A 12,195-nucleotide genomic window follows, 5' to 3' on the forward strand; every position below is an offset into this window, starting at 1 on the left:
TTGGCTCCCGTGACATTTCTTCCGGTCGCCACAAATCCTCGATTTTACGGCATTTCGCCGCTTTCTCCACCGGCAGCTTGACCTCAAGTGTTGTTGAGGTACTACCGTCGCTGGACGTGACCGTTCATCCGCTCCGTCTCGCCCTGCTCGTGCGTACCGCGGAGGCCAGCCCGTTCTGCCGAGCGCTGATGACCTGGTTCAGCCGGCAGGTCGACGGCCGGGACGACTTCAAGCTCGACCTGGTCGATCTATCGATCGCCGGCGACCTGCCCGCGCGGATCGCGGAGGCCGACGCGATCGTCGTGCTCGCGCCGGAGTACAACCACGCCTATCCCGGCGACCTGAAGACCGCGATCGACTCGGTCCGCGAGCCCTGGTACGGCAAACCCGTCGGCTTCGTCGTGTACGGCGGCCGCTCGCGCGGGCTGCGGGCCGCCGAGCAACTGCGGCTCGTTTTCGGCGAGCTGCACGCGGTCACCATCCGCGAGACGCTCAGCTTCCAGCAGCTCCCCGGCGCCGTCGACACCGCCGAGCTCGCCGACCCCGCGACGGCAGTAGCCGCCACGACCATGCTCGACCAGCTCGCCTGGTGGGCCCGTGCACTGCGGGACGCCCGCACCACCACGCCGTACCCCGCCTGATTAGCTAGACCCTCGTGACCCAGGTAGTCGACGTCACCGCGTTCGGCGCGGACAGCAGCGGCGTGAAGGACAGCACCCCGGCAGTCGTCGACGCGATCGCCCACGCGCGGAATCTCGGCGGCCCGGTCCGGCTGCTCTTCCCCCGAGGTATCTACCAGTTCTACCCGGAGCAGGCGATCGAGCGAGAGTTCTACATCTCCAACACCGTCGGCGCCGACCAGTCCCACCGGCACAAGCGTTTCGCGTTCCTGCTCGAAGACCTCGCCGACCTCACCGTCGACGGCGACGGCTCCACTTTTCAGCTGCACGGCCTGCTGGGCCTGTTCGCCGTAGTGCGCTCCGAGCGGGTGACGATCAGCAACTTCGCCTTCGACCACTCGGCGCCGAAGGTCGTGGACGTGACGGTCGCGGAGACCGGTCCGGCGTACCGGGTGCTCAGCGTTCCGCCCGGCAATCCCTACCTGGTGGGCGATGACCAACTCACGTTCCTCGGCGAGACCAGCCCAGCCACCGGTACGCCGTACTGGCGGCACAGCACCGACGAGCTCTGGTACTGCCAGATCCACGACCCGGTGGCGCAGCGGATCTGGCGGGGAGACAACCCGCTGTTCACCGGCGTCGCGCGGCTGACCGATCTCGGCGATCACCGGATCCGCGTCGACTATCTGTCCGAGCTCACGACCGAGGACCAGGGCCTCGTCTACCAGCTGCGTGAACCGACCCGCGACACCGCGGCCGGATTCATCTGGGAGTCGTCGCAGGTCACGGTCACGAACCTGAAGGCCGGCTACCTGCACGGTTTCGGCATCGTCGGCCAGCTCAGCACGGACATCACCGTGGCGGACAACGAGTTCCACGCCGACCGTTCGATCGGCCGCAGTACGGCGGCGTTCGCGGACATCCTGCAGATGTCGGGGGTCCGCGGCACGGTGACGATCACCGGCAACCTGTTCGACGGCGCGCACGACGACCCGATCAACGTGCACGGCACCTATCTCGAGGTCGTCGACGTCGCGGGCGACCGGGTTGGGCTGCAGTACATGCACCCCGAGACGGCGGGTTTTCCACAGTTCCACCCCGGGGACCTGGTCGAGTTCGTCGACAAGCTGACGCTGGCCGGGGCCGGTCAGGCGACGGTGGTCGCGGTCGACGGACCGACCGGGACGGACAGCAGCAAACCGCTGACCACGATGACGATCACGCTCGACCGCGCCGTACCGGAGACTGTCGAGTCTGGCGCGTACGTCGTCGAGAACGTGAGCTACACCCCGTCGGTGCGAATCGCGGGCAACACCTTCCGCAACATCCCGACGCGGGGCGTGCTGCTCACCACGCGGGGGCCGAGCGTGATCGAGCACAACGTGTTCGACCAGCTGTCGATGGCGAGCATCTACGTCTCGGCCGACGCGCACCAGTGGTACGAGTCGGGGCCGGTGCGCGATCTCGTCGTCCGCGGCAACCAGTTCCTGCGGCCGGCGACGCCGGTGATCTGGTTCGATCCGACCAACCAGGTCGAGGGTGAGCCGGTGCACCGCGGCGTACTGATCGAGGACAACGAGTTCCAGCTGGCCGGCGACGGTGAGGTGCTGCGCGCGAAGAGCGTCGGGGGACTGGTCTTCACCGGCAACCGGGTGGTCGGCGGCGAGCCGGCGTACTCGATCACGGGCTGCACCGACGTCACGGTGGAATAGGAATCCGTTCCCGGCGGTTGCGGTTGTACGTGACGAGTGAAGCGATGCCGCTGTCCGTGCTCGACCTGTCCCCGGTGCCGACCGGGACCAAGCCGTCGGAGGCGTTGCACGAGACGCTGGAGCTGGCGAAGACCGCCGAGGCGGCCGGGTACCACCGCTTCTGGCTCGCCGAGCACCACAACATCCCGAGCGTCGTCAGCTCGACGCCCGAGGTGATGATCGCGGCCGTCGCCGCCGTCACGTCGACGATCCGGGTCGGCTCCGGCGGCATCATGCTGCCGAACCACTCCCCGCTGAAGGTCGCCGAGACGTTCCGCGTGCTCGCCGGTCTGCACCCCGGCCGCATCGACCTCGGCATCGGCCGCGCTCCCGGCACCGACCAGCGCACCGCGCTCGCGCTGCGCCGCAGCCGCGAGGCGCTGTCCGCCGACGACTTCCCCGACCAGTACGCCGAACTGCGCGCGTACGCCGAGGGCTTCCCGGCCGGCCACCCCTTCGCCCCGATCACCGCGCAGCCCGACGACGTCCCGCTGCCGCCGGTCTGGATCCTCGGCTCCAGCACGTACGGCGGCCAGGCAGCCGCCGCCCTGGGCACCGGCTTCGCGTACGCCGGCCACTTCGGCACGCTCGACCCGTCCGGCGTGATCAGCACCTACCGCGAGCAGTTCCAGCCCTCGCCCGACCAGTCGCAGCCGCACGCGATCCTCGCCCTGGCCGCGATCGTCGCCGAAACCGAAGAACGCGCCGAGCAGTTGGCGCTCGCCAACGCCCTCTCGATCCTCCGCCTGCGCTCCGGCCGCCCCGGCCCGATGCCGTCGCCGGAGGAAGCCGCGGCGTACCCGTGGTCCGAAGGTGAGAAGGCCGCCGTCGAGGAGTGGTCCGGGCTGGTCTCCGTCGGCACCCCCGACCAGGTCACCGCCGATCTGCGCCACCGCGCCGAGTCCGCCGGCGCCGACGAGCTGATCATCACCACCTCGATCCACGACCCGGCCGAACGCCGCCACTCCTACAACCTGCTCGCGGAAGCCTGGGGCCTGAAGCCCCGCTGACCCGCGGTTGTCCACAGGCAGGGGATAACCCGAGAGTTATCCACAGGGGCCTTTCACGCCCGGACGTGCTCGAAGATCAGGCTCGTCTCGGCGTGCACCACCGCGGGATCCGCGGTCAGGTGGTCGAGCACGAAGTCACGCAGCGCGTCGGGTGATTCCGCCGCCACGTGCAGCAGGTAGTCGTTCGCGCCGCTGACGTGGAACAGCGACAGCACGCCCGGCAGCCGCGGGACCATCGCGCGGAAGCGGTCGATCTCGTCGCGGGAGTGCGCGCCGATCCGGATCGCCACCATCGCCTGGAGCGGGCGCCCGAGCGCGGCCAGGTCGACGTCGGCGTGGAAGCCGCGAATCACGCCGCGCTCGCGCAGCGCCCGGACCCGCGCCAGGCAGGTCGACGGCGCGATCCCGGTCGCCTCGGCCAGCGCGTTGTTCGGCATCCGGCCGTCCACGGTGAGCAGGCGGACCAGTTCCAGGTCGACCTCGTCGAGCCCCGCGGGAACCGGCCGGGGCGCCGGTCCAGGGGTCCGACGATCCTTCGGCATGACATCACTGTAAGGGCCATCCACAGAATCCACAGCGTGTGGACAGACCTGTGGACGAATTTTCTTCGGAACTCTTGCCGGTCTCTCGCAGAAGATTTCATCCTGTCCGCACCGCAGACGGACCGAAGGAGGCCCGATGACCGTGTCGGACACCCGCGCCGTGCACACCGGCCGCGACGACCTGACCGCCCTCGGGGTGCACGTCCCCCCGATCGACCTCAGTACGACGTACCCGCTGTCCGGCACCACGGCAGGCGGTGCGGCGTACGACCGGCTGGCGGGCGGGGGCGACCCGGGCGACGGCAGCCTCGTCTACCAACGCCTGTGGAACCCGAACGTCGCCCGCCTCGAAACCGCGCTGGCCGAGCTGGAGAGCGCCGACGGCGCAGTCGCGTTCAGCTCCGGGATGGCCGCGCTGACGGCGGTGCTGCTGGCAACCGTCGCCGCGGGGAAGCCGCACGTGGTCGTCGTCCGCCCGCTGTACGGCGGCTCCGACCACCTGTTGTCCACAGGTTTGCTCGGTGCGACGGTCAGCTGGGCGACCGCGCAGACCGTCGCTGAGGCGATCCGCACGGACACCGGGCTGGTGCTGCTCGAGACCCCGGCCAACCCGACCGTCGAACTCACGGACATCGCCGATGTGGTCCGCCAGGCGGCTGGCGTACCGGTGGCTGTGGACAACACCTTCGCCACCCCGGTGCTGCAGCAGCCCACTCGGCACGGCGCCACGCTCGTGCTGCACTCGGCCACGAAGTACCTCGGCGGTCACGGCGACCTGATGGGTGGCCTGGTCGCCGGGACGACGGACTGGGTCGCGCGGCTCCGCCAGGTGCGTGCGGTGACCGGAGCTCTGCTCTACCCGCTGGCGGCGTACGAGCTGCACAGGGGACTGCAGACGCTGCCGATTCGCGTTCGTGCGCAGCAGGCAGGTGCGGCGAAGGTGGCTGACTGGCTGAGCACCCATCCGGCTGTGGACAAGGTGCACTACCCCGGATTGCCCGAGTGCGATCCGCGTGGGCTGGTCGGTCGGCAGCAGGCCGGTCCGGGCGCCGTACTGGCGTTCCGGACGACTCGGGCCGACCAGTTGCTGGCCAAGCTCGAGCTGATCACGCATGCGGTGTCCCTGGGCGGTGTGGACACGCTGATCCAGCGCCCGGCCGCACTGACCCACCGCCTGGTCGCGGACGACGCCAAGCCGGACCAGCACCTGCTCCGACTCAGCATCGGCCTCGAAGACCCCGAGGACCTGGTCAGAGACCTGGACCAGGCGCTGGCCTAGCGACCACCGGCGCCCGCGCCTCGGGGGAGCGGGCGCCGGCTCAGACGCTGACCGGCTGGGTCAGCACCCGGTCGACGATGCCGTAGTCGAGCGCCTGCTCCGGCGTGAACCAGCGATCCCGGTCGAAGTCCGTGGTGATCCGGTCGACGCTCTGGCCGGTCCGCTCGCTCAACAGCTCGGCCAGCTGCTTCTTGGCCAGCAGCGACTGCTCCGCCTGGGTCTTGATGTCGCTGGCGGTGCCGCCCATTCCGCCGGACGGCTGGTGCATCATGATCCGCGCGTGCGGCAGGCTGAACCGCTTGCCCGGCGCACCGCAGGCCAGCAGCACCTGACCCATCGACGCCACCAGCCCCATCGCGTACGTCGACACGTCGTTGCTGATGAAGTTCATCGTGTCCAGGATCGCCAGCCCGGCCGACACCGAGCCGCCGGGCGAGTTGATGTAGAGCGAGATCTCCGCCTTCGGGTCCTCCGCGTTCAGCAGGATCAGCTGGGCGCACAGCGCGTTGGCGTTCTCGTCCTTGATCTCGTCGCGCAGGACGACGATCCGCTGCCAGAGCAGTCGCTGGTAGATGTGCTGGTCGAGGTCGGTGGTTCGCATGGTGTCGCTCATGCTCCCCAGCCTGACCGCGACCGGGCCCGGCGTCGCCGGAATCTGCCCGTGGCAGATCTGCCCACCGCAGACCCGGCCGGGATGGCACACTCGGTACAAGGACCACGCGAGTCGAGGAGGACCGGACGTGCTGCTACGCCAGGTGATCGGGAACGTGTTCCGCCGGCTGCGGCGCGAGCGGGGGATCACCCTGCGCGAGCTCGCCGAGGTGGCCCAGGTGTCGGTGCCCTATCTGTCCGAGATCGAGCGCGGCCGCAAGGAGCCCTCCTCGGAGATCCTGGCCGCGATCTGCCGGGCGCTCGATCTGGAGCTGTCCGACTTGCTGGCCGAGGTGCAGTTCGACCTCGCCACTGCCATGAGGTCGACGCTGCCGGTCCGCCTGCAGACGGCGGCCATCCGGGTCCAGGAGTCGGCCCCGCAGCGGATCGGGACCTCCTCGCCGCAGACGTACTCCACCTCGGCCCAGGCCTTCGCGCTGGTCGCTTAGGAGTGCTCTACCGCTCCGGCACGGCCCGTTCATCGCAGCCGCGTCCGGCGCCCGCCGAGGTGCTGGCGTTCCACCAGAGCCTGGCCGACTACGCGCCGACCCCGCTGCACGACGTACCGGCGCTGGCGGCTGAGCTGGGCGTCGGGCGCGTCCTGGTCAAGGACGAGTCGCAGCGGCTCGGTCTGCCGGCGTTCAAGGCGCTCGGCGCGTGGTGGGCGATCCACCGCGCGCTGCAGCCCGACACCGAGGTGCTGGTCACCGCGACAGACGGCAACCACGGCCGCGCGGTTGCCCGCCGTGCTCGCATGCTCGGCCTGCGCTCGCACGTCTTCATCCCCGACGTGGTCGGTGCCGCGGCCATCGAGGCCATCCGCTCCGAAGGAGCCACCGTCTCCGTCCTCACCGCCTCGTACGACGAAGCAGTGGCGGCCGCCGCCGACTCGGTGACCGCTGGGCGCCTGCTGATCCAGGACTCGGCCTGGCCCGGTTACGAGGTGATCCCGCAGCTCATCGTCGACGGCTACTCGACGCTGTTCCACGAGCTCGACATGGAGCCCGATCTGCTCGTCGTACCGATGGGAGTCGGCTCGGTCGCCCAAGCTGCCGTCACCCATTGCACCAGCGTCCTCGGAGTAGAGCCCAGCAGCGCGGCCTGCATCACCAGCAGCCTGCTGGCCGGTCACCCGGTGACAGTCGAAACCAGCAGCACCGTCATGGCCGGCCTGAACTGCGGTACGCCGTCCAGCCTGGCCTGGCCGGTCCTGCGAGACGGTCTGCACGCCTCGGTCACTGTGGACGACGCGGAGGCGCTGCAGGCCGTCGAAGACCTGACGGCGTTGGGCATCTCGTCCGGGCCGAGTGGTGCGGCCACGCTGGCGGGGTTGCGTGCTGCGCGCGACTCGCTGGACCTGTCCGGCGACAGCACCGTCGTACTGATCAGCACGGAGGGGCGCTAGATGGAGCTGCGAGTTCGATTCCCTGTCGACGACGAGGTGCTCTCGGCCTTGCATGCCTTGGCTTTCGGGTCGTCACCGGGCACCGTCGAGCCCTGGGCCACCCGGCTGGAGCGGCACGCGCTGACCTGGGTCGGTGCCTTCGACAACGACACGCTGATCGGCTTCGTGCAGGTCTGCTGGGACGGCGGCGCCCACGCCTTCGTGCTGGACACCGCGGTGCATCCCGACCACGGTCGCCAGGGGATCGGCGCACAACTGGTCGCCCGAGCCGCCGACGAGGCGCGGGCGGCGGGCTGCGAGTGGCTGCACGTCGACTACGAACCGCACCTCGCCGGCTTCTACGTCGACGCGTGTGGCTTCACCCCCACCGACGCGGCGCTGCTCAAACTCCGCTGATCGCCGTCAGCCGCTCGGTGGACACGCAGGAGATCAGGCAGCGCTCCTTGGCATCACCCAGCAGGTCAGCCGTCCACCGGGTGAAGCCACCGTCGCCCAGCTCGTTGCCGTCGACGCCGATCCCGATCGCGGTGCCGGCGTAGTAGCCGGCGCCCTGGGTCCGCCCCGCATCCTCCTCGAGCTTCACCGGCAGCCCCGGCCGCACCGTGTCGTCGATCCGCTCCCGGACCGCGCTCGGCGCGAACGTGGTGAACGTGAACTCCGCCCGCTCACCCAGTACGGCGTACCAGTAGCGCAGGTGATCCAGCAGCAGCTCCGCCTCCGTGCGGCCCGACCCGGTGTCCCGGGCCGACGACACCAGCGCGAACAGCTGGAAGTGCGCGAACATCCCCGGGCCGTCGTTCAGCTGAGCCCGGACCACGCGCTGGCAGGTCGCCAGGTCGACCCGCTCGGCCCCGGCACGACGCCGTACGGCGGCTTCGAGGGCGAGCTCGTTGGTCGGGTCGCTGGCGACCTCGGTGTTGCGCACGGTGGTGAGGACCATGTTCTGGTGGATCGTGGCGACGGCTGAGCACGTGCCGAGCGGAGTGACCGGCGACAGCTCGACACCGGCGAACCGCTCCGGCAGCAAGTCCCAAAGGCGAGCCTGGGTCCGGACCAGCGCCCGTGGGTCGACCTGCGACGGCTGGACGAAGCGATCCTTGCGCCAGCGGTCCATCAGGCGGGCCGGAGTCACCTTCGCGGCCCGCTCCCGGCTGACCTCCAGCAGCGCACTCTGCAGGTCGGACGGGCTCAACCCGTCGACCAGCGCCTCCCGGCTGCCCGCGGGGAGCTTCGCCCAGATTCGATCGCTCATGACTCAACCCTGACCGAAAGGTGGGATCGGCGCGCGGCAATTTCGTCTGTACCTACTAGTATGTTCGGGACGCTGACCGAGAGGGGACCAGGCCGTGTACGCGATGCAGTACGAAGTGACCTTGCCGGCGGACTACGACATGGGGATCATCCGGCGCCGGGTCCTGGAACGCGGCCGGGCCACCGACGACTTCGAAGGCCTTGCGCTGAAGGCCTACCTGGTCCAGGACCAGGCCCACGGCGCCGCGGTCAACCAGTACGCGCCGTTCTACCTGTGGAACGAGACGGCGGGCATGGCCCGGTTCCTGTGGGGCGGCGGGTTCTTCACCGGCATCTGCCAGTCGTTCGGCAGGCCGGCCGTGCGGCACTGGACCGGCGTGGACTCGCTGCCCGGACCGGACGTCGACCAGCCGGCCGTGGCGGCGACGAAAAACACGCTCTTCCTGCCGCCGGACGTGGATCCGGCCGGCCCGGTGGCCGAGGCTGTGGAAAACCTGCGCGACACCGCCCGGCTGCCCGGCGTGCACAGCTCGGCGATCGCGATCGATCCGTCCCGGTGGGAGCTGGTGCAGTTCACGCTGTGGAGCGGCGAGCCGGGGATCGTGCCCGGGACGCGGTACCAGGTGCTGCACTTGTCCACACCCGGCACAAAAGAGCTGCTCGCCGAGCCCGTGGCCGGGTAAATTCAGGGCATGAGACTTTCGAGCCCGTTCCTTTGACGCCCTGACCGCCTCTCGGTCCGCATCGTCGCCTACGAGGCGCTGCAGGACCTGATCCCGCTGTATCCGCTGTACCAGTTGCTGTTCACCGATCATGGGTTGTCGTCCACCCAGATCTCGACGCTGTTCATCATCTGGTCGGCGACGGCGTTCGTGCTGGAGATCCCGTCCGGTGCTCTGGCCGACTTGTTCTCCCGCCGCAAGCTGTTGATGCTCGGCCCTGCCCTGACCGGTCTCGGCTACGCGGCCTGGATCGCCTGGCCGTCGTACGGCGCCTTCGCGCTCGGTTTCGTGCTCTGGGGTGCGGGCTCCGCCCTGATCTCCGGCACCTACGAAGCCTTCGTGTACGACGAACTGGCGGCGCGCGGCTCCACCGGCAAGTACGCGGGCCTGCTCGGCAAGGCCAGGTCGGCCGCCCTGCTCTCGAACCTGACCGCCACGCTGCTCGCCATCCCGCTGTTCGCCTACGGCGGTTACCTGCTGGCCGGGGCGGTCAGCGTGTTGAGTTGCCTCGCGCAACTACTTGTCGCCGCGTCACTCCCGGAAGCAGCCCGGGTGGCCTCTGCCGACGAAACAGCCGATGACCTCGAAGCCGCCGACGGGGCTACAGGTGGTGGTTGGCGGGGTGCGCTCGAGCGATACCTGGCGATGCTGCGCGCCGGACTCGCGGAGGCGGCCACCAGTCCGGCGGTGCGAAAGGCCGTGCTGCTGGTGGCACTGCTCGGTGGGTTCCTGGCCTTCGACGAGTACTTCCCGTTGCTGGCCAGGGGAGTGGGCGCGTCGAACGCACTGGTGCCGCTGCTGATCGCCGGGACGGTGGCGGCGCAGGCGATCGGTGGCGCGCTGGCCGGACCGGCGTACCGGCTGGCGGCGTCGGTGTTCGCGGTGGGCCTGGGCGCGACGGCGGGGTTGATCGCCTGGGGATCGCTGAGCGGCACGGCGGCGGGCTTCGTCCCGATCGCGCTCGGGTACGGCGTGATGCAGCTCGTCATCGTCGTCGCGGACGCCCGCCTGCAGGACACGATCGAAGGTCCGGCCCGCGCGACCGTGACGTCGGTGTCCGGCTTCTTCGCCGAGGTCTTCGCGGTCGCGGTGTATGCCGGGTTCGCGCTCGGCGCAGTGTGGGTGAGCCTGCCGATCCTCGTCGCCGGGCTGACCGTTCCCGTCCTGCTGACCGCACTGATCACTCCGACAGCCCTGCCACCACCACCGATGAAGGAGGACGACCGCACAACCGGCGCTCTGCCCGGTCCCGCCGACAGTTGGTGACTCACACAACGGCGCCGCCGTCCGTTCCCTGAAGGGACGGCGGCTTCGGCGCCGGCCGAAGTGTTCCGGACCTACAGTCGGCGGATGGCCGACGAAACGAGGTGTTCCCGATGACGGACCGGCGACAGACAGTCCTCGCCGCAGGCGCGGCTGCCGTGACCATCGTGCTGTGGGCCTCGGCGTTCGTCGCGATCCGCCACGTCGGCCACGAGTTCTCCGCCGGCGCGCTGTCCCTCGGCCGCTTGGTGATCGGCAGCCTCTTGCTCGGCGGCCTCGTCTTCACCCGGCCGCGACGCCTGCCCGCCAAGCGGGACTGGAAGCTGCTGGTGGTCTGCGGCCTGCTCTGGTTCGGCGTCTACAACGTGGCGCTCAACGAAGCGGAGCAACGCCTCGACGCCGGGACGGCCGCGATGCTGGTCAACATCGGCCCGCTGCTGATCGCGGTTCTCGCCGGATTGCTGCTCAGCGAGGGATTCCCGCGCCGCCTGGTGATCGGCAGCGCCGTCGCGTTCGCCGGCGTACTCCTGATCGGCACGTCGTCGTCCGGCGGTCAGGCCGAGACGTGGGGAGTGATCCTCTGCGTTCTCGCCGCCGTCGCGTACGCCGTGGGCGTGGTGGCCCAGAAGCCCTTGCTGGCCAGGCTTCCCGCGCTGGAGGTCACCTGGATCGCCTGCACGATCGGTGCGATCAGCTGTCTGCCGTTCGCGCCCACGTTGCTTCGCGAGACCGCCGCCGCGCGACCTTCGACGATCTGGTGGGTCGTGTTTCTCGGCGCGTTCCCGACCGCGCTCGCCTTCACGACCTGGGCCTACGCGCTGGCCAGGACGAGTGCCGGCCGGATGGGCGCGACGACGTACCTCGTACCGCCGCTCACGATCTTCCTCGGTTGGCTGCTGCTCGACGAGTCACCAGCACCACTCGCGTACGCCGGCGGCGCGCTCTGCCTGCTCGGCGTCGCGATCTCACGGCTGAAGAGCGGTCAGCGCACGGTCGACTCGATGCCGTTGACCAGCACCGTCAACGCCGACTCGAAGCCGCTGTCGAAGTCGTAGTGCAGCCCCTCGCGGCCGAGGCTGCGCACGACGCGGGTCAACGTCGGCGCCTGGCCGTCGGGCAGTTTCTCCACCCGGTCGACCAGGTCGGGCGCGAGGTCGAAGGTAGCGGCGCGCACCGAGAGCTCGCCGAGCAGGAAGCCGTGCACGAAGTCGACGATCGTGTTCACCGACTCGAAGATCGCGCGCGGCGCGAGCCCGCCACGGTCGAGCGCCCGGTAGAACGGCTCGACCGTCACCACCACGACGTCCGACACGGCGGACGGATCCGAGAGCACCTGCAGCGCCAGGTTGGGGTGCGCTCGCAGTGCGGCCCGGTAGGCCCGGGCCGCGTCCTTCAGTTCGTCCTGCCACGACAACCCGGGCTGCGGCCGCACTGACTCGAGACCCGCGAACACGACCTCGGCCAGCCCGGCGAACACGGCCGCCTTGTTCGGCAGATGGTGGTAGATCGACATCGGGTTCACGCCGAGCGTGCCGGCCAGCCGGCGCATCGTCATCGCCTCGACGCCCTCGTCGTCGACGATGCGCAGCGCGGCCGCCAGGATCGCGTCCCGGCTCAGCCGCTCCGCCCCGGCCCGCGGCCGGCCGGGCTTGCCAGCAGTATTCATACATCGTATGGTAACGGAATCGTACAACGTATGGT

Annotated in this window: 14 protein-coding genes; 10 read left to right on the plus strand and 4 right to left on the minus strand. The window is 69.9% G+C overall.

What is annotated here, in order from left to right; translation table 11 throughout:
- Positions 1–116 precede the first annotated feature (116 nt).
- Genes BWI15_RS33265 through BWI15_RS33275 form a run of 3 tightly spaced genes read left to right on the plus strand, consistent with a single transcriptional unit; the run spans position 117 to position 3,381 of the window.
- Positions 117–641 (plus strand): NADPH-dependent FMN reductase, encoded by a 525-nt coding sequence (locus tag BWI15_RS33265; RefSeq protein WP_077018464.1) that lies wholly within the window; start codon positions 117–119, stop codon positions 639–641.
- Positions 642–655: 14 nt separating this feature from the next.
- Positions 656–2,332 carry a right-handed parallel beta-helix repeat-containing protein gene (locus BWI15_RS33270; RefSeq protein ID WP_077018465.1) on the plus strand — a complete coding sequence of 559 codons (1,677 nt, stop codon included), beginning with the start codon at positions 656–658 and terminating at the stop codon, positions 2,330–2,332.
- Between the two features lie 29 nt (positions 2,333–2,361).
- The gene (locus BWI15_RS33275; RefSeq protein ID WP_237771566.1) at positions 2,362–3,381 is read left to right on the plus strand and encodes an LLM class flavin-dependent oxidoreductase; all 1,020 of its coding nucleotides are present in this window, start codon (positions 2,362–2,364) and stop codon (positions 3,379–3,381) included.
- A 53-nt stretch (positions 3,382–3,434) separates the two neighbouring features.
- Here the strand turns inward: BWI15_RS33275 and BWI15_RS33280 are convergent, their stop codons facing one another.
- Positions 3,435–3,923 carry an Lrp/AsnC family transcriptional regulator gene (locus BWI15_RS33280; protein WP_077018467.1) on the minus strand — a complete coding sequence of 163 codons (489 nt, stop codon included), beginning with the start codon at positions 3,921–3,923 and terminating at the stop codon, positions 3,435–3,437.
- A 136-nt stretch (positions 3,924–4,059) separates the two neighbouring features.
- Here BWI15_RS33280 and BWI15_RS33285 point away from each other — a divergent pair, with 136 nt between their 5' ends.
- The gene (locus BWI15_RS33285) at positions 4,060–5,202 is read left to right on the plus strand and encodes a trans-sulfuration enzyme family protein (protein ID WP_077018468.1); all 1,143 of its coding nucleotides are present in this window, start codon (positions 4,060–4,062) and stop codon (positions 5,200–5,202) included.
- Between the two features lie 40 nt (positions 5,203–5,242).
- Here the strand turns inward: BWI15_RS33285 and BWI15_RS33290 are convergent, their stop codons facing one another.
- Positions 5,243–5,815: a ClpP family protease gene (locus BWI15_RS33290; RefSeq protein ID WP_077018469.1), complete on the minus strand. Its 573-nt coding sequence runs from the start codon at positions 5,813–5,815 to the stop codon at positions 5,243–5,245.
- On the opposite strand from BWI15_RS33290, the gene BWI15_RS33295 reads away from it, so the two are divergent.
- The 3 genes from BWI15_RS33295 to BWI15_RS33305 are packed head-to-tail and all read left to right on the plus strand — an operon-like array spanning position 5,814 to position 7,654.
- The gene (locus BWI15_RS33295; RefSeq protein WP_237771567.1) at positions 5,814–6,302 is read left to right on the plus strand and encodes a helix-turn-helix domain-containing protein; all 489 of its coding nucleotides are present in this window, start codon (positions 5,814–5,816) and stop codon (positions 6,300–6,302) included. The two genes, BWI15_RS33290 and BWI15_RS33295, sit on opposite strands and share 2 nt — an antisense overlap.
- A gap of 2 nt (positions 6,303–6,304) precedes the next feature.
- Complete coding sequence (locus BWI15_RS33300) at positions 6,305–7,258, plus strand: pyridoxal-phosphate dependent enzyme (protein ID WP_077018471.1); 954 nt, start codon at positions 6,305–6,307, stop codon at positions 7,256–7,258.
- Positions 7,259–7,654, plus strand: a complete 396-nt coding sequence (locus BWI15_RS33305; RefSeq protein ID WP_077018472.1) for a GNAT family N-acetyltransferase — start codon at positions 7,259–7,261, stop codon at positions 7,652–7,654.
- On the opposite strand, the gene BWI15_RS33310 is transcribed toward BWI15_RS33305, so the two are convergent.
- Positions 7,641–8,510, minus strand: coding sequence for a hypothetical protein (locus BWI15_RS33310; protein ID WP_077018473.1), 870 nt, complete (start codon positions 8,508–8,510; stop codon positions 7,641–7,643). The genes BWI15_RS33305 and BWI15_RS33310 overlap by 14 nt on opposite strands.
- Positions 8,511–8,613: 103 nt before the next feature.
- Here BWI15_RS33310 and BWI15_RS33315 point away from each other — a divergent pair, with 103 nt between their 5' ends.
- The 3 genes from BWI15_RS33315 to BWI15_RS33325 all read left to right on the plus strand — a co-directional run bounded on the left by BWI15_RS33315 (position 8,614) and on the right by BWI15_RS33325 (position 11,549).
- Entirely contained in the window at positions 8,614–9,192 is a 579-nt protein-coding gene (locus tag BWI15_RS33315) for a DUF4865 family protein (RefSeq protein ID WP_202817787.1), read from the plus strand.
- A gap of 96 nt (positions 9,193–9,288) precedes the next feature.
- On the plus strand, positions 9,289–10,497 hold the full coding sequence (locus BWI15_RS33320) for an MFS transporter (protein WP_269087208.1): 1,209 nt from the start codon (positions 9,289–9,291) through the stop codon (positions 10,495–10,497).
- A gap of 110 nt (positions 10,498–10,607) precedes the next feature.
- Positions 10,608–11,549 (plus strand): DMT family transporter, encoded by a 942-nt coding sequence (locus BWI15_RS33325; RefSeq protein ID WP_077019463.1) that lies wholly within the window; start codon positions 10,608–10,610, stop codon positions 11,547–11,549.
- Here the strand turns inward: BWI15_RS33325 and BWI15_RS33330 are convergent.
- A complete protein-coding gene (locus BWI15_RS33330) occupies positions 11,477–12,160 on the minus strand; it encodes a TetR/AcrR family transcriptional regulator (protein ID WP_077018476.1) in 684 nt (227 codons plus the stop codon). The two genes, BWI15_RS33325 and BWI15_RS33330, sit on opposite strands and share 73 nt — an antisense overlap.
- Positions 12,161–12,195 lie beyond the last annotated feature (35 nt).

It is taken from the genome of Kribbella sp. ALI-6-A (assembly GCF_001984195.1).
GTDB lineage: Bacteria > Actinomycetota > Actinomycetes > Propionibacteriales > Kribbellaceae > Kribbella.

Bases quoted from the DNA above. Each gene is read 5' to 3' on its own strand.
- BWI15_RS33280 (WP_077018467.1), bottom strand. From the start codon at position 3,923: ATGCCGAAGGATCGTCGGACCCCTGGACCGGCGCCCCGGCCGGTTCCC.
- BWI15_RS33290 (WP_077018469.1), bottom strand. From the start codon at position 5,815: ATGAGCGACACCATGCGAACCACCGACCTCGACCAGCACATCTACCAG.
- BWI15_RS33305 (WP_077018472.1), top strand. From the start codon at position 7,259: ATGGAGCTGCGAGTTCGATTCCCTGTCGACGACGAGGTGCTCTCGGCC.
- BWI15_RS33330 (WP_077018476.1), bottom strand. From the start codon at position 12,160: ATGAATACTGCTGGCAAGCCCGGCCGGCCGCGGGCCGGGGCGGAGCGG.
- BWI15_RS33295 (WP_237771567.1), top strand. From the start codon at position 5,814: ATGCTCCCCAGCCTGACCGCGACCGGGCCCGGCGTCGCCGGAATCTGC.
- BWI15_RS33325 (WP_077019463.1), top strand. From the start codon at position 10,608: ATGACGGACCGGCGACAGACAGTCCTCGCCGCAGGCGCGGCTGCCGTG.
- BWI15_RS33285 (WP_077018468.1), top strand. From the start codon at position 4,060: ATGACCGTGTCGGACACCCGCGCCGTGCACACCGGCCGCGACGACCTG.
- BWI15_RS33310 (WP_077018473.1), bottom strand. From the start codon at position 8,510: ATGAGCGATCGAATCTGGGCGAAGCTCCCCGCGGGCAGCCGGGAGGCG.
- BWI15_RS33315 (WP_202817787.1), top strand. From the start codon at position 8,614: ATGCAGTACGAAGTGACCTTGCCGGCGGACTACGACATGGGGATCATC.